This window comes from Micrococcus sp., from assembly GCF_034179925.1.
In the GTDB taxonomy this organism is placed as follows: Bacteria; Actinomycetota; Actinomycetes; order Actinomycetales; family Micrococcaceae; genus Micrococcus.
This window is the reverse complement of record NZ_JAXFPG010000032.1, coordinates 237,320-257,159: the sequence shown is the minus strand read 5'-3', so window position 1 is coordinate 257,159 and position 19,840 is coordinate 237,320. Positions and strand designations below refer to the sequence as shown.

Genomic DNA, 19,840 nt, shown 5'->3' with positions numbered 1-19,840 from the left:
GCCACCCGTGCCTTGTGTTCGGCGGGCGAATGGGGCCGGAATTCACGACGATTCCCGGCCCATTGCGCCCCCGGAGCGCTGGGAGAGGGGTGCCCCGGAGCGCTGGGGCCTGGGACTGGGCCGGTCAGTCCGTCCAGAGGTATTCCTGCTCGGGGCGGCCGCGCCCGCCGTGGCGGGGCCGCCGCGTCACGAGTCGGCCGCACTCGAGGTGCTCGAGGTAGCGCCGGGCGGTCACCCGGGACACCCCCAACGCCTCACCCACCTCCCCGGCACTGCGGGCGAGCCGCGGCTCGGACCGCAACAGGGCCTCGACGTCGCGGAGGGTCGCCTCGCCCAGCCCCTTGGGCAGCTCCTCGCGGCCGCGCGCGAAGCCGTGTCGGAAGACGGCGTCCACCTCCTCCTGGCTGCCCAGCCGCCCGCCCCCGGACACCAGGGCGGACGCGGCACGGAAGGAGGCCAGCCGGTCGGCGAACTCCTCGAAACCGAAGGGCTTGACCAGGTACTGCACCACGCCGAGCGCCACCGCCCGGCGGATCACCGGGGCGTCCGTGGCCGCCGTCAGGGCGAACACGCCTCCGCGGAACCCGGCCGCCCGCAGCTGCTGGAGCAGGTCCAGGCCGTGCCCGTCGGGCAGGTTCATGTCCAGCAGCACCATGTCCACGGTGAACCGGCCGTCCGGGCGGCGCTGGGCGGCCAGCAGGCGCCGGGCCTCCTGCAGCGAGCCCACGACGCCGGCCACCTCGAACCCGGGCACGCGGCGCACGTGCTCGGCGTGGATCCGGGCCGCGGTGGGCTCGTCCTCCACGACGAGCACCCGGTAGGGCCGTTCAGGCACGGGGCACCTCCTGGTCGACGTCGGCCGGTGCGGTCCGCGCGCTCGCGGCGGCCGCCGGCACCTCCATAGTGAACACCGTCCCGGAGTCCGCGGCGCTGTCGACCCATCCTCCGGCGGCCTCGGCGATGCGCCGCACGAGGGCCAGGCCCATGCCGCGGCCGGCCGCGCCGGCCGGCTTGGAGGACCACCCCTCCTCGAACATGTGTGCGGCGGCCTCCTGCGCCGGGCCTGGGCCGCCGTCGGCGACCTGCACCATGAGCCCGGCCTCGTCTGAGGCGACGTCCACGTCCACCCAGCGGCCGGGCCCCTCGGCCTCGGCGGCGGCCTCGAGCGCGTTGTCGGTCAGGTTGCCCACCACGGTCAGCAGGTCCAGCGGGGCCAGGGGGATGGGTGCCTGCAGCCGGACGTGGTGGGTGAGCGTCAGCCCGGCTTCCCTGGCCTGGGCGCCCTTGGCGTCGAGCAGGGCGGAGAGGACGTCTGCGTCGGCGTCTCCGGCCGAGCGCCCGTGCCGGGAGAGGACGGCCGCGGCGGCCTCGTTGCGCCCGGACTCCACGAGGGCGAGGGCGGTGTGGAGCTGGTTGGCGTGTTCGTGGGTCTGGGCGCGCAGGGCGGCGGTGAGCGTGCGCGCCCCGGTCAGTTCGTCACCGAGGCGGCGCAGGTCGGTGCGGTCGTGCAGGGTGAGCACCACGGTGCCGTCCGGGGTGGCTTCCACGCCTTCGCGGGCGGCGGCCGCCACAGCGGCGGGGTCGGCGGTGCGGGGGCGGCGCAGGCCGCGCCCTGGGGCGGGCAGCCCCACCCGGTGACGCCGGATGGCGAGCACCCGCCCGTGCACTCGGGCCACCGCGTCCTCGCCGTCGGCTTCGGCGAGGGCGTCGTGGACGGGCTCGGGTAGGCGGTCCAGGGGGTGGGGCCCTGCCTGGAGCAGGGCGGTGGCGGCGGCGTTGGCCAGGCGGATCCGTCCGTCGGGGGCGAGGACTATGAGGCCGACGTCGACGGCGTCCATGGCGGCTTCGTCCAGCAGGAAGTGCTCGGCGAGCTCCTCGGGTCCGCGGCCGAGGGTGACCCGCCGCAGGTAGCGGTCCAGGGTCCAGGCCACGAGGAGCCCGGCGAGCGCGGCCAGGGCGCAGGTGCCCAGGATGCGCGGCAGCTGGGCGCCGGCGAGCACTTCGACGTCGCTCACGGGTGTGCCCAGGGCGACCACGCCGATCACCTCGCCCGTGGTGGGGTCCTCCACGGGGGCGAGGGCGCGGACGGAGCGGCCTGCGCTGCCGGTGGTGGAGACCTCCGTCCAGGAGTGCCCGTCGAGTGCGGCGGTGAGGTCCTCGGGGTAGGGGTGGCCGGTCTGGGCCGGGTCCCAGCTGACGGCGCGCACGCCGCGGGTGTCCATCACACTCATCCAGGCGACGCCGGCCGCGTGGGTCCAGTCCGGCACCGTGCGTTGGAGCCGGTCGGCGCCGTCGGGGGTGCGCAGGGCGTGGACGACGGCGTCCTCGCGGGCCACGAGGGCCGTCGCCCCGGCCAGGTGGCGGGCCTCGGCGTCCAGGGCCATCTCGCGGGCCTGCAGGAAGGAGGACCAGCCGGCGAACAGGGCGATCACGGCGACGACGAGCACGTGCACCACCGCGATGCGGCGGGCGATGGACCACGGATGGCGCACGGGTCTCCTCGGGTGGGGCGGTGAGGGTGGGGGACCTCCATGGTGCGGGGTGAGGGGGTGCCGTGACCAGAATGACCACAAAGGTGACGGTGGCCACGGGCCCGCCCCATCATGGGGTGTCCCGCACCACACCCGGTGCCCCCGTATGACCGAGAGGAGTGCGCCGTGGCGCATGTCCCTGTCGCCGACAGCACGACCCCCGCACCGTCGGCGCCCCCTCAGAAGAAGAAGGACCGCACCCACTGGCTGTACATCGCGGTCATCGCCTCGGTGGTGCTCGGCGCGGCCGTGGGCCTGCTCTTCCCCGAGGTGGGCAAGTCCCTCAAGCCCTTGGGCGACGGGTTCGTCTCCCTCATCAAGATGATGATCGGCCCGGTCATCTTCTGCACGATCGTGCTCGGCGTGGGCTCCATCGCCAAGGCCGCGACCGTCGGCAAGGTGGGCGGCCTGGCCCTGGGCTACTTCATCGCGATGTCCACGTTCGCCCTGGCCATCGGCCTGGTGGTGGGCAACTTCGTGCACCCCGGTGAGGGCCTGGCCCTGCAGCCCTACGACCCGAACGCCCCGAAGGCAGGCGGCGCGAGCGGCACGGTCCAGTTCCTGCTGGACATCATCCCTGGCTCGATGCCCGTGCTGCCCACCCTGTTCGTGGCGCTGCTCGTGGGCTTCGCCCTGCAGCAGATGGGCCCGGCCGGCGCACCGCTGCTGCGTGGTCTCACCCTGATCCAGGGCGTGGTGTTCCGCGTGCTGATGATGATCATGTGGATCGCCCCGATCGGCGCGTTCGGTGCGATCGCCGCCGTCGTGGGCTCGACCGGCTGGTCGGCCATCGGCGCCATGCTCCTGCTGATGGGCGCGTTCTACCTGACCTGCCTGGTGTTCATCGTGGTGGTGCTGGGCACCCTGCTGAAGGTGGTCACGGGCCTGAGCATCTTCGCGCTGATGAAGTACCTCGCCCGCGAGTACCTGCTGATCTTCGCCACGAGCTCCTCCGAGTCCGCGCTGCCGCGCCTGATCGCCAAGATGGAGCACGCCGGTGTGGACAAGTCCGTGGTGGGCGTGACCGTGCCCACCGGCTACTCGTTCAACCTGGACGGCACGGCCATCTACCTGACCATGGCCGCGCTGTTCGTCTCCAACGCCATGGGCATCGACATGAACCTGAGCGAGCAGATCGGCCTGCTGCTGTTCATGATCATCGCCTCCAAGGGTGCCGCGGGCGTCACCGGCGCCGGTCTGGCCACCCTGGCGGCGGGCCTGCAGGCGCACCGCCCCGAGCTGCTCGGCGGCATGGGCGTGATCGTGGGCATCGACAAGTTCATGTCCGAGGCCCGTGCGCTGACCAACTTCACGGGCAACGCCGTGGCCACGCTGCTGATCGGCCGCTGGGTGGGCGAGTTCGACGCCGACCGCGCCCGCTCCGTGCTCTCCGGTGAGCTGGCCTTCGACGAGGCCATGGTCACCGGCCATGGGCTGGACCCGGTGGAGTCTCCGACGGCGGCCGAGCAGGCCTTCGAGGGCCACCCGCGGTCCTCGCTGCACACCTCCGTGCCGGATGAGGCCCTGCGCCGCCGCTGAGGCGCGCACCCGATGCAGCACCGGTGCCAGGGGCCGGGACGGCGGTTGCCGTCCCGGCCCCTGGCCGTGTGGTGGGCCCGTCACGGATCGGACGGTCTAGGGTGGACGGGAAAAGGACGCCGACGCCGGCGCGTCCCCTTCAGCGGGCGTCGGCGGTCCGGTGTGGAGCAGTCCGTGGGCCCAGGCCCCGCGTGGAAGGAGACGGCGACGCCGTGAGCCCGAAGGAACCGATCCCCGTCATGACGATCCACGGTGAGCCCGTGCTCGGCCCCACGGGCCGTCCCAAGCACGATTTCCCGGACCCCGAGCCGCTGACCTCCCACGGTCCGGCCCGGACCATCGCCATGGTGAACCAGAAGGGCGGCGTGGGGAAGACGACCTCCACGATCAACCTCGGCGCCGCCTTGGCCTCCTACGGGCGCAGGGTGCTCATGGTGGACTTCGACCCGCAGGGCGCGCTGTCCGCCGGGCTCGGGGCGGACCCGTACGAGCTGGACGTGACCGTGTACAACGTGCTCATGGAGCGCTCGGTGAGCGCCCGGGACGCCATCCTGTCCACCGCGTTCGAGAACATGGACGTGCTCCCGGCGAACATCGACCTCTCCGCCGCGGAGGTGCAGCTGGTCAACGAGGTGGCCCGCGAGCAGGTCCTCGAGCGGGCGCTGCGGCAGGTACGGGACGACTACGACGTCATCCTGATCGACTGCCAGCCCTCCCTGGGCCTGCTCACGGTGAACGCGCTGACCGCCTCAGACGGTGTGATCATCCCGCTGACCGCCGAGTTCTTCGCCCTGCGCGCGGTGGCGCTGCTCGTGGAGACCATCGAGAAGGTCCAGGACCGGCTCAACCCGGACCTGGAGATCGACGGCGTCCTGGCCACCATGTTCGACCAGCGCACCCTGCACTCCAAGGAGGTCGTGGGCTCGCTCGTGGCCGGCTTCGGGGACAAGGTGTTCGAGACCGTCATCAAGCGCTCCATCAAGTTCGCCGACGCCTCCGTGGCCGCCACCCCCATGACCGTGTTCGCCCAGAACCACGAGGGGGCAAAGGCCTACCGCCAGCTCGCCCGCGAGCTGATCTGCCGCGGCGGGGCACCGTGACCAGGCCGGACTGACCCGGCCCGCGGCCCCGTCTGCGAGAATGGGGGAGTCCGTGCCCTGAGGCCGGACCCCGATCCTCTCCCGGAAGGACCCGACTCCCATGAACTCCCGCAAGCCGAGAGGCTCCGGACGCACCCCCGCCGCAGGACAGCGTGGGGGGCCGTTCGCGGAGCGTGACTTCCAGCGCAACCTGGGCCCCCGCCGTCGCCCATCCCGCCCGCAGGACGAGCCGGCCTTCGACGAAAACGCCGTGGACGCTCGCCCCCGGGGCCGGCGCGGCAAGGGGGCCGGGGCCGCCCGCGCCAAGGCCCAGCACCTGGACGAGGTGCACGTCGAGGGCGGCGAGCGCCTGCAGAAAGTGCTCGCGGCCGCCGGGGTCGCCTCGCGCCGTGTGTGCGAGGACCTCATCGCCGAGGGCCGTGTGGAGGTCGACGGCGTCGTGGTCACCGAGCCGGGAGTCCGTGTGGACCCCGCCCGCTCCCGGATCCACGTGGACGGCATCTCCGTGCAGACGGACGTCACCAAGCAGTACTACGTGTTCAACAAGCCCCGCGGTGTGATCTCCACGATGGTCGACCCGGAGGCCCGCCCCTCGATCGCCACCTACCTCAAGCCGGGGCAGGAGGGGCTCTTCCACGTGGGCCGCCTCGACAATGAGACCGAGGGCCTGCTGATCCTCACCAACGACGGCGAGCTCGCCAACCGCCTCACGCACCCGAGCTACGAGGTCCCCAAGACCTACCTCGTGCAGACCCGCGGGCCGCTGCCCAAGGGTGTGTCCAACCGGCTGCGCGAGGGCGTGGAGCTCGAGGACGGCCTGGCGAAGGTCGACTCCTTCAAGCTGGTGGACTCCACCCCCGGCCATGTGCTCGTGGAGGTCGTGCTGCACTCGGGCAAGAACCGGATTGTGCGCCGCATGTTCCAGGAGATCGGCCACCCCGTGGAGCGTCTCGTGCGCGTGAAGGTCGGCCCCATCCTCCTGGGCGACCAGAAGCAGGGCAGCGTCCGGGCGCTGTCCGCGCAGGAGCTGGGCCACCTCAAGGCCCTGGTCGGCCTGTGAGCGTGGTGCCCGGTCCCGTGCTCGTGCGGGGGACCGGCCTGCTCGGCACCTCCGTGGGGCTGGGGCTGCGCGCCGAGGGCGTCGAGGTCCTCCTGCACGATCCCTCGCCGGCCGCCTGCGGTGTGGCGCAGGACATCGGTGCCGGCACCGTGGTGGACCTCGAGGACCCGGCCCTGGCGCCGGCCCTCGTGGTGGTCGCGGCCCCGCCGGACGTCACCGCCGACGTCGTGGTGGACTCCCTGCGCCGCTGGCCCCGGGCCTGGGTGCTGGACGTGGCCAGCGTGAAGGGGGCCGTCCTCGACGCCGTCGCCGAGGCCGTCTCCCGCGGACGGCTCGACGACGGCGCCCCGCCCCGGTTCCTGGCCACGCACCCGATGGCCGGCTCCGAGCGGTCCGGGCCCGTGGCCGCCCGCGGCACCCTGTTCACGGCCGCCCCGTGGGTGCTCTGCCCGACCTCCGAGACCGACCCGGGCGCTGTGGAGGCAGGAGAGGCGCTCGCCCGCGCTCTGCACGCGGACGTGCACCGGATGGATGCGGCCGAGCACGACTCCTCCGTGGCCCTGATCTCGCACCTTCCGCAGATCGCGGCCTCCCTCGTGGCCGCCCGCCTGCAGGACGCCCCGGACGCATCGCTGGCGCTCGCGGGCAACGGTCTGCGGGACACCACGCGGATCGCGGCCTCAGACCCGCAGCTGTGGGTGCAGATCCTGTCCGGCAACGCGCACCGGCTGGTGCCGGTGCTGCAGGGGCTGCGCGACGACCTCGCCCGCCTGGTCGAGGTGCTCGAGGCCCCCTCGGCCCCGGGGGCGCGCCTGGGCGTGGCCCGGCTGATCGCCGACGGCAACGCCGGCCGGGCCCGGATCCCCGGCAAGCACGGGGCCCCGCCGCAGGCGTTCGCGCTCGTGACCGTCCTGGTGGACGACACCCCCGGCCAGTTGGCCCGGCTGTTCGAGACGATCGGTCGAGCCGGCGTGAACGTGGAGGACATGCGCATGGACCACGCCTCCGGGCACCGGGTGGGCATGGTGGACGTCTCGGTGCTGCCGGGGCGAAGGGACGAACTCGTGTCGGTGCTGACCGACGCCGGATGGAAGGTGGTCTGAGCATGACCGATCGCACGACGACCCCGGCCCCCCTCGTGGTGGCCGTCGACGGGCCCTCGGGCTCGGGCAAGTCCTCGGTGTCCAAGGAGGTGGCCCGCCGCGTGGGCGCCGCCTACCTGGACACCGGGGCGATGTACCGGGCCGTGGCCTGGCACGTCCTCGACGCCGGTGTGGACCTCGGCGACGCTGAGGCGATCGCTGAGGCCGCCCGCACCATGGAACTCAACCAGTCCACTGACCCCGACTTCGAGCGCGTGGCCGTGGGCGGAACGGATGTAACCGCCGCGATCCGCGAGGACCGGGTCACGGACGTGGTGTCCGTGGTGGCTGTGGTGATCCCCGTGCGGGAGGAGCTGCGCCGCCGTCAGCGCGAGGTGATCGAGCGTGCCGGGCGCATCGTGGCCGAGGGTCGGGACATCACCACCGTGGTGGCCCCGGACGCCCACGCCCGCGTGCTGCTGACCGCCTCCGAGGCGGCCCGCCTGGCCCGCCGGTCGGGCCAGCTCGCCGCCGCCGGCGCCGGGCAGCAGGACGCCGAGGCGCTGCGCGGCCGCGTCTCCGGACGGGACGCGAAGGACGCGACCGTCTCCACCTTCGACCGCCCCGCCGACGGCGTGGCGCTCGTGGACTCCACCGAGCTCGACTTCGAGCAGACCGTGGCGGCCGTGCTGGCCGCCGTCGACCAGCAGGCCGGGACCCCGGCCGTGAAGGGCCAGTGACCATGACCGAACGACCGACCGTCAACGAGACCGCCGGCCGCCCGGAGGACGAGGAGTTCGTCCCCGGGGGCGAGGACCAGGTGGCCGAGCGCCTCGCCGCCATGACCGAGGAGGAGGCTGAGGCGCGTGCCGCCTCCCTGCGTGCCGGCCTCGAGGACTATGAGCTCGAGGAGGACGACGCCGCCCTCCTCACCGACTGGGACGCGGAGGAGGGCCCTGAGGCTGACGCCCCCGTGCCCCCGGTGCTGGCGATCGTGGGCCGCCCCAATGTGGGCAAGTCCACCCTCGTGAACCGCATCCTCGGCCGCCGCGAGGCCGTCGTGGAGGACGTGCCCGGGGTGACCCGCGACCGCGTCTCCTACGAGGCCGAGTGGAACGGACGCGAGTTCACCGTGGTGGACACCGGCGGCTGGGAGCACGACGCCAAGGGCATCCACCAGCGCGTGGCCGAGCAGGCCGAGCTCGCGGTGGACGTGGCCGACGCCGTGGTGTTCGTGGTGGACGCCACCGTGGGTATGACCGCCACGGACGAGGCCGTCGTCGCGATGCTGCGCCGCAAGGACCGGCCCGTGATCGTCGCCGCGAACAAGGTGGACGACATGGCCCAGGAGGCGGACGCCGCCTCCCTGTGGTCCCTCGGCTTCGGCTATCCGTACCCGGTCTCGGCCGTGCACGGCCGCGGCGTGGCGGACCTGCTCGACGCCGTGCTCGAGGTGCTGCCCGAGGAATCTGCCCACGGCGGGCTCGTACCGCGTGGCGGGCCCCGGAGGATCGCCCTGGTGGGCCGCCCGAACGTGGGCAAGTCCTCCCTACTGAACAAGCTGGCCGGATCCGACCGCGTGGTCGTGGACGACCTCGCCGGCACCACCCGGGACCCGGTGGACGAGCTCGTGGACCTCGGCGGGCGCCTGTGGCGCTTCGTGGACACCGCCGGCATCCGCCGCCGCCAGCACATGGCCCACGGCGCGGACTACTACGCCTCCCTGCGCACGGCCTCGGCCCTGGACCGCGCGGAGGTGGCCGTGGTGCTGCTCGAGGCGCCCTCGGTGATCTCGGAGCAGGACGTGCGGATCGTGCAGATGGCCCTGGACTCCGGGCGTGCGCTCGTGCTCGCGTTCAACAAGTGGGATCAGATGGACGAGGACCGCCGCCCGCAGCTGGAGCGGGAGATCGAGCGGGACCTGGCGCATGTGGCCTGGGCTCCGCGCGTGAACATCTCCGCCCTGACCGGCTGGCACAAGGACCGCCTGGTGCCCGCCCTGGACACGGCGCTGGACTCCTGGGACACCCGCATCCCCACGGGCAAGCTCAACGCGTTCCTGGGCGAGCTGGTGGCCGCGCACCCGCACCCGCTGCGTGGGGGCAAGCAGCCGCGCATCCTGTTCGCCACCCAGGCCTCCACCCGGCCTCCGACGTTCGTGCTGTTCACCACCGGGTTCCTGGACCCGGGGTACCGGCGGTTCATCGTGCGCCGCCTCCGCGAGACCTTCGGGTTCGAGGGCACGCCGATCGAGATCGGCATGCGGATCCGCGAGCGGCGCGGCCGGCGTCGTTGACGGCCGGTGGGGAGGCGGCGCCCATGCGCCGGCCAGGTGCGACCGCTAGCCTGGCTGCCATGAGCATCCCCGCCCCCGCCTCCCCGTCCCGTCCCGCCCTCCGGGGTCGCCGCGTGCTGGCCATGGCCGTCGCCGCGGTCGCCTCGGCCGCCCTGCTCTCGGGCTGCGCCTCCGACGACGCCGAAGCGCACCGGGCGCTGGAGAGCGCTCAGGAGCGTCTCGACAGTGTGGAGTCGCGGGTGGCCGAGCTGGAGGACGAGGTGGACCGGAAGATGGACCTCGGCGACCTCGAGGCCAGGGCGAACGAGATCGGTTCGGAGGCGGCCCGCCGTGCCCAGGAGGCCTGGGAGGGGGCCCGCGCGGAGGTGGAGGGCCGGGTGCAGGGCGCTGTGGACTCCCTGCCGGGCCTCCCCGATGCCGAGGATGTGCAGGCTCTGGAGGATCAGGGTCGGGTGGTCATCGACTACGCCCGGGACGCCCTGAGCCAGGACCCGGCCGAGCTTGAGCGCCAGGCGCGCGAGGCAGCCGAACGGGCCCGCGAGGCGCTGCCGGATCTGCGCGGGGTCGAGATCCGTGTGGGGGACCAGACCTTCTCGTTCTGAGCGGGTATCCCGTGTGCACGGCCGGGCCCTCCGGGCGTGATACGGTTCATGTGTCGCATGCTGACGCGGGGCGCGGACCCGTCCGCCGCCCATGCCGCATGCAGTTCACCGTGAAGGCCGATGGTCGGCACGGATGCCGGGGGACTCTCGGTCGGGTCACCCTTGGGCCACAGGATGAGGGGTTCACGTTCAGGAGAGGGCGTGGGCCCCTTGTTCATGTCCAGGGCAGGGGACCGGGGCGGTAGGAGCCGCCGATTCGCGGTCCGGGCCGCCCGTGGTGTATGGTTCTCGGGTGCGCACGGCGCGGGAGACCGCGGCGACGTCACGGGCTATGGCGCAGGTTGGTAGCGCGCTTGACTGGGGGTCAAGAGGTCGTGGGTTCAAATCCCGCTAGCCCGACCATCAACGCAAAGGCCCGGAACCGAACGGTTCCGGGCCTTTCGTGTGTCTGGGGCCCCCTGCTCCCTCCCGTTCGTGGGGGAGGGCGGCGGTCCTCCGGGGGTGGGGCCGCCTGTTGCAGCCCTGGGCTCTCACACGGCCGTGCACCGGGCGGGTCGACGTCATACGGCGCGTTCTCGACGACCCGGTGGCGCGAGTCAGCGAGGATTCAGTAGTGTTCCATGCGACCCGTTCCACCCACCGATTCAAGGGGCTGCACCGAGCATGAGCACGATTCCTGAGGGCCTGAAATACTCCACCGACCACGAGTGGGTCAAGGCCGCCGAGACCGAGGGTGTGGTGCGCGTGGGCATCACCGACTTCGCGCAGGACGCTCTGGGCGATGTCGTGTACGTGGAGCTGCCCGAGGTGGGCGCCGAGGTCACCGCCGGCACCGCCGTGGGCGAGGTCGAGTCCACCAAGTCCGTGTCCGACGTCTTCGCCCCGGTCACCGGCACCGTGTCCGCCGTCAACGACGCCCTGGCCGACGATCCGGGCCTCGTGAACTCCGCCCCGTACGAGGGTGGCTGGCTGCTGGAGATCACCCTGTCCGACGCCGCCCAGCTGGACTCCCTGCTGGACGCCGAGGGCTACGCCGCGCACGTCAGCTGACCCCGCCCCCTCCGCCGCCCCGCTGCACACCGGCGGGGCGGCGCCGCATCCGACACCCTGCCCACCCAGGGCGCACACCTCAGGAGACCGCATGTCCCCCTCCGGCACCGAGCCCAGCCTCCACACATCCGCCATCAGCCTCACGGAGCTCGCTCCGCTGGTCTCCTCGGACCTCACCCCGGAGGAGTCCGCCGCCGTGCGCGCCCTGCCGGCCGGCTCCGCGCTCCTGGTGGCCCACAGCGGCCCTGACCAGGGCGCCCGCTTCCTGCTGGACCAGCCCGTGGTCACCGTGGGCCGCCACCCGGACGCGGATATCTTCCTCGACGACGTCACCGTCTCCCGCCGGCACGCCGAGTTCCGTGCGGTCGACGGCGGCCACGAGCTCGTGGACCTCGACTCGCTCAACGGGACGTTCGTGAACCAGGACCGGGTGGATGCGGTGCGCCTGCGCTCGGGCATGCAGGTGCAGATCGGCAAGTACCGCATGTCCTACCACGCCTCGCTCGCCCAGGCCTGACCCCCGCGTGCGCACCCCCGAGCCACGGCCCATCGTTCCCGCCCCGGGCGGGGGTTCGCGCGGCATCGGTGAGTTCGTCGACGAGCTCGCCGCCGCCTTCCCCGGCCTGACGGCGTCCAAGGTGCGCTTCCTCGAGGACCGCGGCCTCCTACACCCCGAGCGCACGGCTGCCGGATACCGGCGGTACTCGGAGGCCGACCTGGACCGTGCCCGGCTGATCCTCACCCTGCAGCGGGACCAGTTCCTGCCGCTGCGTGTGATCCGTGAGCAGCTCGAGGCCCTGGACCGCGGTGAGCTGCCCGAGGACGTCGGGGCGGCGGGTTCTGCCGCCCCGTCCGAGGCCGCCCGCCTCCGTGAGGGCATGCTCGCCGCCGACCGGCGCTGGACGCGTGCCGAGCTGGCCCGTGAGGCCGGGGCGGGGGAGTCCCTGGTGGGGGAGCTTGAGCAGTATGCGCTGATCGCCCCCGAGGCGGATGGCGCCTTCCCGGCCGCCGCCCTGCCGGTGGTCAAGGCCGCTGCGGGCCTGGCCGCCCACGGCATCGAGCCCCGCCACCTGCGCCCGTTCCGCTCCGCCGCGGACCGCGAGCTGGCCCTCGTGGAGCAGGCAGTCGCCCCGCTGGCCTCCCGCCGCGACGCCGACACGCGCCGTCGGGCCGCCGAGGCCGCCCGGCTGATCGCCGACGAGTGCCTGCGCCTGCACGCGGCCCTCGTGCGCGCCGGGCTCGACCACGCCGACGAGGAGCCCCGGCCGTGAGCGCCGCGGGCGGCGGGATCCCGCTGACCGTGCTCGGGGTGCGGGTGGAGCTGCCCGAGCAGCGCCATGTGGTGCTGCTGCTGGACCCCTCCGGCCGGACCGTGGTCCCGGTGTGGGTCGGGGCGGCCGAAGCCACGGCCGTGGCCCTCGCCCTCGAGGGGGTCGTGCCCCCGCGCCCGCTCACACACGACCTCGCCCTCTCGGCCCTGCGCGCCGCGGGCGAGGACCTCGTAGCGGTGCGCCTGACCGGCGTCGTGGACGATGTGGTGCATGCCGCGCTCGTGTTGCGCGGCGGCGCCGAGGTGGACGCCCGCGCCTCGGACGCCGTGGCCCTGGCCCTGCGGGCCGAGGCGCCCGTGCTCGCCTCGGAGGCGGTCCTGGCCGAGGCCGGCATGCCGGCGGCGGACGAGGACGACCGGGCCGTGGACGACTTCCGCCGCTTCCTCGACACCGTGGACCCTGAGGACTTCGCCTGACCCGGCGGTGCGCGGACGCGCCGACACGCCCTCCGCGCATCCGGCGGGGTCGTTGACCGGCGGGGCCCCGGACCGTACCTTCGGGAGGAAGGTCCCACGCCAGGCGCGGACCCGGCTCTCAGCGTCGCCCCCACGGTCACCGGGGACGGCGCCGTTCCGGTCCGTCCCGGCGCGCACCCGCACCGGGACCGTGACCAGGAGGTATCCGACGTGACACCGCATGCAGGTCCTGGTCTGCCCCCCGCTCTCGGCGGCAGACAGGGCCGTCTCTTCGACGACGAGACGCTCACCCCCGACGGTGACGTCGGCTACCGCGGCCCCACCGCGTGCAAGGCCGCCGGCATCACCTATCGCCAGCTCGACTACTGGGCGCGCACGGACCTCGTGGTCCCCTCGATCCGCGGGGCCGCCGGCTCCGGGTCGCAGCGCCTGTACTCCTTCCGCGACATCCTTGTACTGAAGGTGGTCAAGCGCCTGCTGGACACCGGTGTGTCCCTGCAGCAGATCCGCACCGCGGTCGCCCACCTGCGCGAGCGCGGCGTGGAGGACCTCGCCCAGATCACCCTCATGAGCGACGGTGCCTCCGTGTACGAGTGCACCCGAGCGGACGAGGTCGTGGACCTCGTGCAGGGCGGTCAGGGCGTGTTCGGGATCGCCGTGGGCCGGGTGTGGCGCGAGGTCGAGGGGAGTCTGGCCGAGCTGCCGAGCGAGACCCCCGCGGTCCCGGGCGTGGACGACGAGCTCGCCGCTCGACGTCGGGCCGTGCGTCCGGCGCGTTCAGCCTCCTGACCTGGGGCGCGCGTGCCCGCCGGCGGGAGGCGGACGGGGCCGGTAGATGACGCGTCCGTGTCCGGGGTCACCGAGGTTCCGGTGGCTCTGTGGCAGACTTCGCGACATGACTTCACCTGAGGCATCGTCCACCCCCCGCAATGGCGCGGGCCGTCCGGACCACTCGGGGGAGACCCCCGTCTTCTCCAAGGTCCTGGTGGCCAACCGCGGCGAGATCGCCGTGCGTGCCTTCCGTGCCGCCAACGAGCTCGGCGCGCGCACCGTCGCCGTGTTCCCCTACGAGGACCGCAACTCGATCCACCGCCAGAAGGCCGACGAGGCCTACCGCATCGGCGAGGAGGGACACCCGGTCCGGGCGTACCTCAGCGTCGACGAGATCCTGCGCGTCGCCAAGGACGTCGGCGCCGACGCGATCTACCCCGGCTACGGCTTCCTCTCCGAGAACGCGAACCTGGCCCGTGCCGCCGCCGAGGCCGGCATCACCTTCGTGGGCCCGCCCGCGGACGTCCTCGAGCTCACCGGCAACAAGGTGGAGGCCCTGCGCGCGGCCAAGCGCGCCGGCATCCCCACCCTGGCCTCCTCCGACCCCAGCTCGGACGTCGAGTGGCTGCTCGGCCAGGCCGAGGCCATCGGCTTCCCGATCTTCGTGAAGGCCGTCGCCGGCGGCGGCGGTCGCGGCATGCGCCGCGTCGAGCGCCCCGAGGACCTGCGCGACTCCCTCGAGGCCGCCATGCGCGAGGCGGACACCGCCTTCGGCGACCCGACAGTGTTCCTCGAGCAGGCTGTGCTGCGCCCGCGTCACATCGAGGTCCAGATCCTCGCCGACAGCCACGGCAACGTGGTGCACCTGTTCGAGCGCGACTGCTCGATGCAGCGCCGCCACCAGAAGGTCGTCGAGATGGCCCCGGCACCGCACCTGGACGAGGAGATCCGCCAGGCCCTGTACCGGGACGCCGTCGCCTTCGCCAAGGAGATGGGCTACGTCAACGCCGGCACCGTGGAGTTCCTCGTGGACACCGCCGGCGAGCGTGCCGGCCAGCACGTGTTCATCGAGATGAACCCGCGCATCCAGGTGGAGCACACCGTTACCGAGGAGGTCACCGACGTCGACCTCGTGGCCGCCCAGCTGCGCATCGCCGCCGGCGCCACCCTCGACGAGCTGGGCATCACCCAGGACGCGCTCGAGGTGCGTGGCTTCGCCATGCAGTGCCGCATCACCACCGAGGACCCGGCCAACGGGTTCCGCCCGGACCTGGGCGTCATCGAGGCCTACCGCTCCGCGGGCGGCTCCGGTGTGCGCCTGGACGGCGGCACCATCTATCCCGGTGCGGAGATCAGCCCCCACTTCGACTCGATGCTGGTGAAGCTCACCTGCCGCGGCCGTGACTACGAGACCGCCGTGCGCCGCACCCGCCGCGCCCTCGCGGAGTTCCGCGTGCGCGGCGTGGCCACCAACATCCCGTTCCTGATGAACGTGATGGACGACCCCCAGTTCCTCGCCGGGGACGTCGCCACGGACTTCATCGACGCGCACCCGGAGCTGGCCTCCGTGAACCGCTCCCAGGACCGCGGCTCCAAGGCCCTGCAGTTCCTGGCGGACGTGTCCGTGAACCAGCCCCACGGCCCGCGCGTGGACGGCATCGACCCGCGCGACCGCCTGCCCGGCCACCCCTCGGACAAGCACCACGAGCCGGACCGCTCGCCCTTCGACGGCCCCAGCGGCGACCCCGAGACCACCCCGCCGGACGGCTGGCGCCAGGTGCTGCTGGCCGAGGGTCCGGAGGGCTTCGCCCGCCGCCTGCGCGAGCAGACCGCCCTGGCCGTCACGGACACCACGTTCCGCGACGCCCACCAGTCCCTGCTGGCCACCCGCGTGCGCACGCGCGACCTGCTGGCCGCCGCGCCCGCCGTCGCGCACACCATGCCGAACCTGCTCTCGGTGGAGGCCTGGGGCGGGGCCACGTACGACGTCGCCCTGCGGTTCCTCCACGAGGATCCGTGGCAGCGCCTCGAGCTGATGCGCGCGGAGATGCCGAACATCCCGATCCAGATGCTGCTGCGCGGCCGCAACACGGTGGGCTACACCCCGTACCCCGCCGAGGTCACGGACGCGTTCGTGCAGGAGGCCGCGGACTCCGGTGTGGATATCTTCCGCATCTTCGACGCCCTCAACGACGTCAACCAGATCACCCCGGCGATCGAGGCGGTCCGGGCCACGGGCACGGCCGTCGCCGAGGCGGCGCTGTGCTACACGGGCAACATGACGGACCCGGCGGAGAAGCTCTACACCCTCGACTACTACATGGGCCTGGCCCAGCAGATGGTCGACGCCGGTGCCCACGTGCTCGCGATCAAGGACATGGCGGGCCTGCTGCGCCCGGCCGCCGCCAAGCAGCTCGTCACCGCGCTGCGTGCCGAGTTCGACCTGCCCGTGCACCTGCACACCCACGACACCGCCGGCGGCCAGCTGGCCACGCTGCTCGCGGCCTCCGAGGCCGGGGTGGACGCCGTCGACGCCGCCACCGCCTCGATGGCCGGCACCACCAGCCAGGTGTCGCTGTCCGCCCTCGTGGCGGCCCTCGAGCACACCGAGCGGGACACCGGCCTGGGCCTGGAGGCGACCACCGCCATGGAGCCCTACTGGGAGTCCGTGCGGTCCATCTACGCGCCGTTCGAGGCGGGCCTGTCCTCGCCGACCGGCCGCGTGTACCACCACGAGATCCCCGGTGGCCAGCTCTCCAACCTGCGCACGCAGGCGATCGCGCTGGGCCTGGGCGAGCACTTCGAGCAGATCGAGTCCATGTACGCGGCGGCCGACGACATGCTCGGCCACCTCGTGAAGGTGACTCCGTCCTCGAAGGTCGTGGGCGACCTCGCCCTGCAGCTGGTGGGCCAGAGCGTGGACCCGGACGACTTCCGGGAGCACCCGCAGGACTTCGACATCCCGGACTCGGTGATCGGCTTCCTGCGCGGCGAGCTGGGCGACCCGCCCGGCGGCTGGCCGGAGCCCTTCCGCACGCAGGCCCTGAAGGGCCGTCGTGAGGGCAAGGGCATGACGGAGGTGTCCGCTGAGGACGCCACCGCCCTGGAGAAGCCCGGCAAGGAGCGCCGCTCGGTGCTGAACCGGCTGCTCTTCCCCGGCCCGACGAAGGAGTTCGAGGCGCACCGGGACGAGTTCGGGGACACCGCCACGCTGCACACCCGGGACTTCCTCTACGGCCTGGTGCCCGGCCGGGAGCACACGATCTCCCTGGGCCGCGGTGTGCGTCTGCTCGCCGTGCTGCAGTCCATCTCGGAGCCGAACGAGAAGGGCATGCGCACCGTGATGATGACCCTCAACGGTCAGCTCCGGCAGATGCAGGTGCGCGACCGCTCGGTGGAGTCGGCCGTCCGCACCGCCGAGAAGGCCGACCCGTCCCGTCCGGGACACGTGGGCGCCCCGTTCGCCGGCTCCGTGAGCGTGCAGGTGGAGGAGGGCGACACCGTGGAGGTCGGCCAGCCGGTCGCCACGATCGAGGCCATGAAGATGGAGGCCGCCATCACGACGCCGGTCGCCGGCACGGTGCGCCGGGTCGTCCTCGACGGCGTCACCGCTGTGCAGGGTGGTGACCTCGTCCTCGTGATCGAGGAGTGAGCGCCGCCTCCTGACGCCCCCGCCCGGCTCGCCGGGACCGCGCCCCGCCGGATCACTCCGGCGGGGCGCGGTGCGTAGGCTGGTGCCCATGGCACAGACCCCTGAGCGCTTCGACCTGCTGATCATCGGCTCCGGCTCCGGCAACTCGCTGGTGACGGACCACTGGCGCGGACGCCGCGTGGGCATCGTGGAGGCCGGCGTGTTCGGGGGCACCTGCCTGAACCGCGGCTGTATCCCCACCAAGATGTACGCCTACCCGGCGCAGCTGGCGGCCTCCGGGCCGGAGGCCGGGCGCCTCGGGGTGGGCCTAGAGTTCACGGGGGCGGACTTCCCGGCCATGCGGGACCGGATCTTCGGCCGGATCGACGCGATCAGCGACGCCGGCCTGCGCTACCGCCGCGACGAACTCGAGCACACCGAGGTCATCGCCGAGGAAACCTGGTTCACCGGCCCGAAGCGGCTGGCCACCGCCGGGGGGCGGGTGCTGGAGGCGGAGACGATCGTGCTGGCCTCCGGCTCGCGCCCGCGCCTGCCCGAGGTGCCCGGCGTCGACCACCCCAGTGTGCACACCTCTGACACGATCATGCGGCTGCCCCGCCTTCCGCAGCGCCTGGTGGTGCTCGGCGGCGGGTACATCGCCGCGGAGTTCGCCTCCGTGTTCTCGGCTCTGGGCACGGAGGTGGTCCAGGTGAACCGGGGGGACCGGCTGCTGCGTGCACACGACCGCACCGTCTCCGAGCGCTTCACCGCCCTCGCCGCCCGCCGGTGGGAGCTGCGCACCGGGCGCACCCTGGCCGCCGTCGAGCCGGTGGAGGATGCCGGGCGCGCCGCTGAGGGCTGGGTGCGGGTATGCCTGGACGTGGCCGCCGAGGAAGGACGGGCTGGCCGGACCGAGCAGATCGAGGCGGACGCCGTGCTCGTGGCCTTGGGCCGGGTGCCCAACTCGGACCGTCTGCACCCCGAGGCCGCCGGGATCGACGTGGATGACGACGGCCTCGTGGCTGTGGACCGCTACCAGAGGGTGCTCTCCGGCAGGCGGCCGCTCGAGGGCGTCTTCGCCTTGGGCGATGTGGCCAACCCGTGGCAGCTCAAGCATGTGGCCAACCACGAGGCCCGTGTGGTAGCCCACAACTTGGAGCACCCGGAGGACCTGCGGGCCCGTTCTGATGCCCCCGTGCCTGCCGCCGTGTTCACCCGGCCGCAGATCGCCTCCGTGGGCCTCACGGAGGAGCAGGCGGTGGAGAGGTTCGGCGAGGAGGCTGTGACCGTCAAGGTGCAGGCCTTCGGGGATGTCGCCTACGGCTGGGCCATGGAGGACGAGGAGGGCGTGTGCAAGGTGATCGCCGAACGTGCCACAGGCCGGATCCTCGGCGCCCACCTGATCGGCCATGACGCCGCGAACCTGATCCAGCCGCTCGTGCAGGCCATGAGCTTCGGTGTGGACGCCCACCGGATGGCCCGTGGCCAGTTCTGGCCTCACCCGGCCTTGAGCGAGGTGGTGGAGAACGCCCTGCTGGGTCTGGACGTGCCGGACTCCGGGCTGCTCTGAGGGGTGTCCCTGAGGAGGGCGTCTGTGGAGTGCTTGGGCGGGCGAACCCGCTCACCTGCCCTTCGGCACGGCGGCGGCCACGGCGTCCAGGCTCTCGGCCACGATGCGGGGCAGGTCGTAGTCGAGGGTGGCCACGTGGCGGCTGCGCGGCAGGGGCACCACGCGCACCGGTGCCGAGTCCAGCCCGCGCAGCAGGCAGCGGTGGCTGGCCTGCGGCACCACAGCGTCCTGCGCGGACCGGAACACGGTGACGGGTGCGGTGATCCGGCCCAGCCCCCGGCGGGTGGCCCGCTGGATCCGGCCGAGTTCGGCGACGCCGGCCACGGGCGTGCGCTCATAGGCCGCCTCCCGGACCCCGGGGGCCGCCACGTCCCCGGCGATCGAGGACACCGAGGCCACCACATGCTTCAGCAGGGGAGCGGCCGGGGCCAGCAGGTGGCCGAAGCGCAGGGCGGGGTTGACCACCAGCACCGCGCGCACCGGGCGGTGGGCGGCGGCGTCGAGGGCCAGGGCCCCGCCCATGGACAGCCCCGCCACCACCACGTGCTCATGGTCGGCGAGCAGGGCGTCCAGCTCGTCCCGCACGGCGGCGCGCAGGGTGTGTGCCGAGGTGGCGGCGAGGTCCTGCCAGCGCGTGCCGTGGCCCGGCAGCAGCGGTGCGTGCACGCGCAGGCCCCCGGCTGCCAGCCCCTCGGCCCACGGACGCACGCACGCCGGGCCGGAGGTGAAGCCGTGCAACATCAACACCGCGACGTCGGCCCCCGCCGGCCGCTGCGGGCTCAACACGTAGGGGCGGTGGGCGGGAAGGACGGCGGAGGAGTCGGGCATGGCGCCAGCGTAGGCGCCCGGCCGTCCGCCGGC

17 protein-coding genes and 1 tRNA gene are annotated in these 19,840 nt (G+C 73.3%); 15 read left to right on the top strand and 3 right to left on the bottom strand.

All coding sequences use genetic code 11. The features are described from left to right. Window positions 1–124: 124 nt before the first annotated feature. The gene (locus SPI96_RS06890; RefSeq protein WP_321081623.1) at window positions 125–835 is read right to left on the bottom strand and encodes a response regulator; all 711 of its coding nucleotides are present in this window, start codon (window positions 833–835) and stop codon (window positions 125–127) included. After that, window positions 828–2,492: an ATP-binding protein gene (locus SPI96_RS06885; protein ID WP_321081622.1), complete on the bottom strand. Its 1,665-nt coding sequence runs from the start codon at window positions 2,490–2,492 to the stop codon at window positions 828–830. Before SPI96_RS06885 ends, SPI96_RS06890 begins: the two co-directional genes overlap by 8 nt. A gap of 165 nt (window positions 2,493–2,657) precedes the next feature. On the opposite strand from SPI96_RS06885, the gene SPI96_RS06880 reads away from it, so the two are divergent. The 15 genes from SPI96_RS06880 (at window position 2,658) to SPI96_RS06810 (ending at window position 18,979) form a co-directional block, all read left to right on the top strand. After that, on the top strand, window positions 2,658–4,070 hold the full coding sequence (locus SPI96_RS06880; protein WP_321081621.1) for a cation:dicarboxylate symporter family transporter: 1,413 nt from the start codon (window positions 2,658–2,660) through the stop codon (window positions 4,068–4,070). A gap of 239 nt (window positions 4,071–4,309) precedes the next feature. Further along, window positions 4,310–5,170: an AAA family ATPase gene (locus tag SPI96_RS06875; RefSeq protein ID WP_321081633.1), complete on the top strand. Its 861-nt coding sequence runs from the start codon at window positions 4,310–4,312 to the stop codon at window positions 5,168–5,170. 100 nt (window positions 5,171–5,270) lie between these two features. Further along, window positions 5,271–6,230, top strand: a complete 960-nt coding sequence (locus SPI96_RS06870; RefSeq protein WP_321081620.1) for a pseudouridine synthase — start codon at window positions 5,271–5,273, stop codon at window positions 6,228–6,230. A 5-nt stretch (window positions 6,231–6,235) separates the two neighbouring features. Next, complete coding sequence (locus tag SPI96_RS06865; RefSeq protein WP_414601925.1) at window positions 6,236–7,333, top strand: prephenate dehydrogenase; 1,098 nt, start codon at window positions 6,236–6,238, stop codon at window positions 7,331–7,333. Between the two features lie 2 nt (window positions 7,334–7,335). Further along, window positions 7,336–8,052, top strand: coding sequence for a (d)CMP kinase (gene cmk, locus SPI96_RS06860; protein ID WP_321081618.1), 717 nt, complete (start codon window positions 7,336–7,338; stop codon window positions 8,050–8,052). Window positions 8,053–8,054: 2 nt separating this feature from the next. Then, on the top strand, window positions 8,055–9,608 hold the full coding sequence (gene der, locus SPI96_RS06855; RefSeq protein WP_321081617.1) for a ribosome biogenesis GTPase Der: 1,554 nt from the start codon (window positions 8,055–8,057) through the stop codon (window positions 9,606–9,608). 59 nt (window positions 9,609–9,667) lie between these two features. Further along, a complete protein-coding gene (locus tag SPI96_RS06850) occupies window positions 9,668–10,210 on the top strand; it encodes a hypothetical protein (protein WP_321081616.1) in 543 nt (180 codons plus the stop codon). A gap of 325 nt (window positions 10,211–10,535) precedes the next feature. Further along, window positions 10,536–10,612, top strand: a tRNA-Pro gene (locus tag SPI96_RS06845). 261 nt (window positions 10,613–10,873) lie between these two features. Further along, window positions 10,874–11,260 carry a glycine cleavage system protein GcvH gene (gene gcvH, locus SPI96_RS06840; RefSeq protein WP_321081615.1) on the top strand — a complete coding sequence of 129 codons (387 nt, stop codon included), beginning with the start codon at window positions 10,874–10,876 and terminating at the stop codon, window positions 11,258–11,260. Window positions 11,261–11,351: 91 nt separating this feature from the next. Next, window positions 11,352–11,777 carry an FHA domain-containing protein gene (locus tag SPI96_RS06835; protein WP_321081614.1) on the top strand — a complete coding sequence of 142 codons (426 nt, stop codon included), beginning with the start codon at window positions 11,352–11,354 and terminating at the stop codon, window positions 11,775–11,777. A gap of 7 nt (window positions 11,778–11,784) precedes the next feature. Beyond that, window positions 11,785–12,531 (top strand): MerR family transcriptional regulator, encoded by a 747-nt coding sequence (locus SPI96_RS06830; protein ID WP_321081613.1) that lies wholly within the window; start codon window positions 11,785–11,787, stop codon window positions 12,529–12,531. Beyond that, window positions 12,528–13,007: a bifunctional nuclease family protein gene (locus SPI96_RS06825; RefSeq protein ID WP_321081612.1), complete on the top strand. Its 480-nt coding sequence runs from the start codon at window positions 12,528–12,530 to the stop codon at window positions 13,005–13,007. The genes SPI96_RS06830 and SPI96_RS06825 overlap by 4 nt, the downstream gene beginning before the upstream one ends. Before the next feature lie 210 nt (window positions 13,008–13,217). Beyond that, complete coding sequence (locus SPI96_RS06820) at window positions 13,218–13,796, top strand: MerR family transcriptional regulator (RefSeq protein ID WP_321081611.1); 579 nt, start codon at window positions 13,218–13,220, stop codon at window positions 13,794–13,796. 106 nt (window positions 13,797–13,902) lie between these two features. Then, a complete protein-coding gene (locus SPI96_RS06815; RefSeq protein WP_321081610.1) occupies window positions 13,903–17,430 on the top strand; it encodes a pyruvate carboxylase in 3,528 nt (1,175 codons plus the stop codon). A gap of 88 nt (window positions 17,431–17,518) precedes the next feature. Further along, window positions 17,519–18,979 (top strand): mycothione reductase, encoded by a 1,461-nt coding sequence (locus SPI96_RS06810; protein ID WP_321081609.1) that lies wholly within the window; start codon window positions 17,519–17,521, stop codon window positions 18,977–18,979. 51 nt (window positions 18,980–19,030) lie between these two features. Here the strand turns inward: SPI96_RS06810 and SPI96_RS06805 are convergent, their stop codons facing one another. Then, window positions 19,031–19,807, bottom strand: coding sequence for an alpha/beta hydrolase (locus SPI96_RS06805; RefSeq protein WP_321081608.1), 777 nt, complete (start codon window positions 19,805–19,807; stop codon window positions 19,031–19,033). Between the last annotated feature and the right edge of the window lie 33 nt (window positions 19,808–19,840).

Coding starts and splice junctions, on each gene's coding strand:
- SPI96_RS06810 (WP_321081609.1), top strand. CDS start 17,519: ATGGCACAGACCCCTGAGCGCTTCGACCTGCTGATCATCGGCTCCGGC.
- SPI96_RS06870 (WP_321081620.1), top strand. CDS start 5,271: ATGAACTCCCGCAAGCCGAGAGGCTCCGGACGCACCCCCGCCGCAGGA.
- SPI96_RS06875 (WP_321081633.1), top strand. CDS start 4,310: ATGACGATCCACGGTGAGCCCGTGCTCGGCCCCACGGGCCGTCCCAAG.
- SPI96_RS06850 (WP_321081616.1), top strand. CDS start 9,668: ATGAGCATCCCCGCCCCCGCCTCCCCGTCCCGTCCCGCCCTCCGGGGT.
- SPI96_RS06835 (WP_321081614.1), top strand. CDS start 11,352: ATGTCCCCCTCCGGCACCGAGCCCAGCCTCCACACATCCGCCATCAGC.
- SPI96_RS06815 (WP_321081610.1), top strand. CDS start 13,903: ATGACTTCACCTGAGGCATCGTCCACCCCCCGCAATGGCGCGGGCCGT.
- cmk (WP_321081618.1), top strand. CDS start 7,336: ATGACCGATCGCACGACGACCCCGGCCCCCCTCGTGGTGGCCGTCGAC.
- SPI96_RS06805 (WP_321081608.1), bottom strand. CDS start 19,807: ATGCCCGACTCCTCCGCCGTCCTTCCCGCCCACCGCCCCTACGTGTTG.
- der (WP_321081617.1), top strand. CDS start 8,055: ATGACCGAACGACCGACCGTCAACGAGACCGCCGGCCGCCCGGAGGAC.
- gcvH (WP_321081615.1), top strand. CDS start 10,874: ATGAGCACGATTCCTGAGGGCCTGAAATACTCCACCGACCACGAGTGG.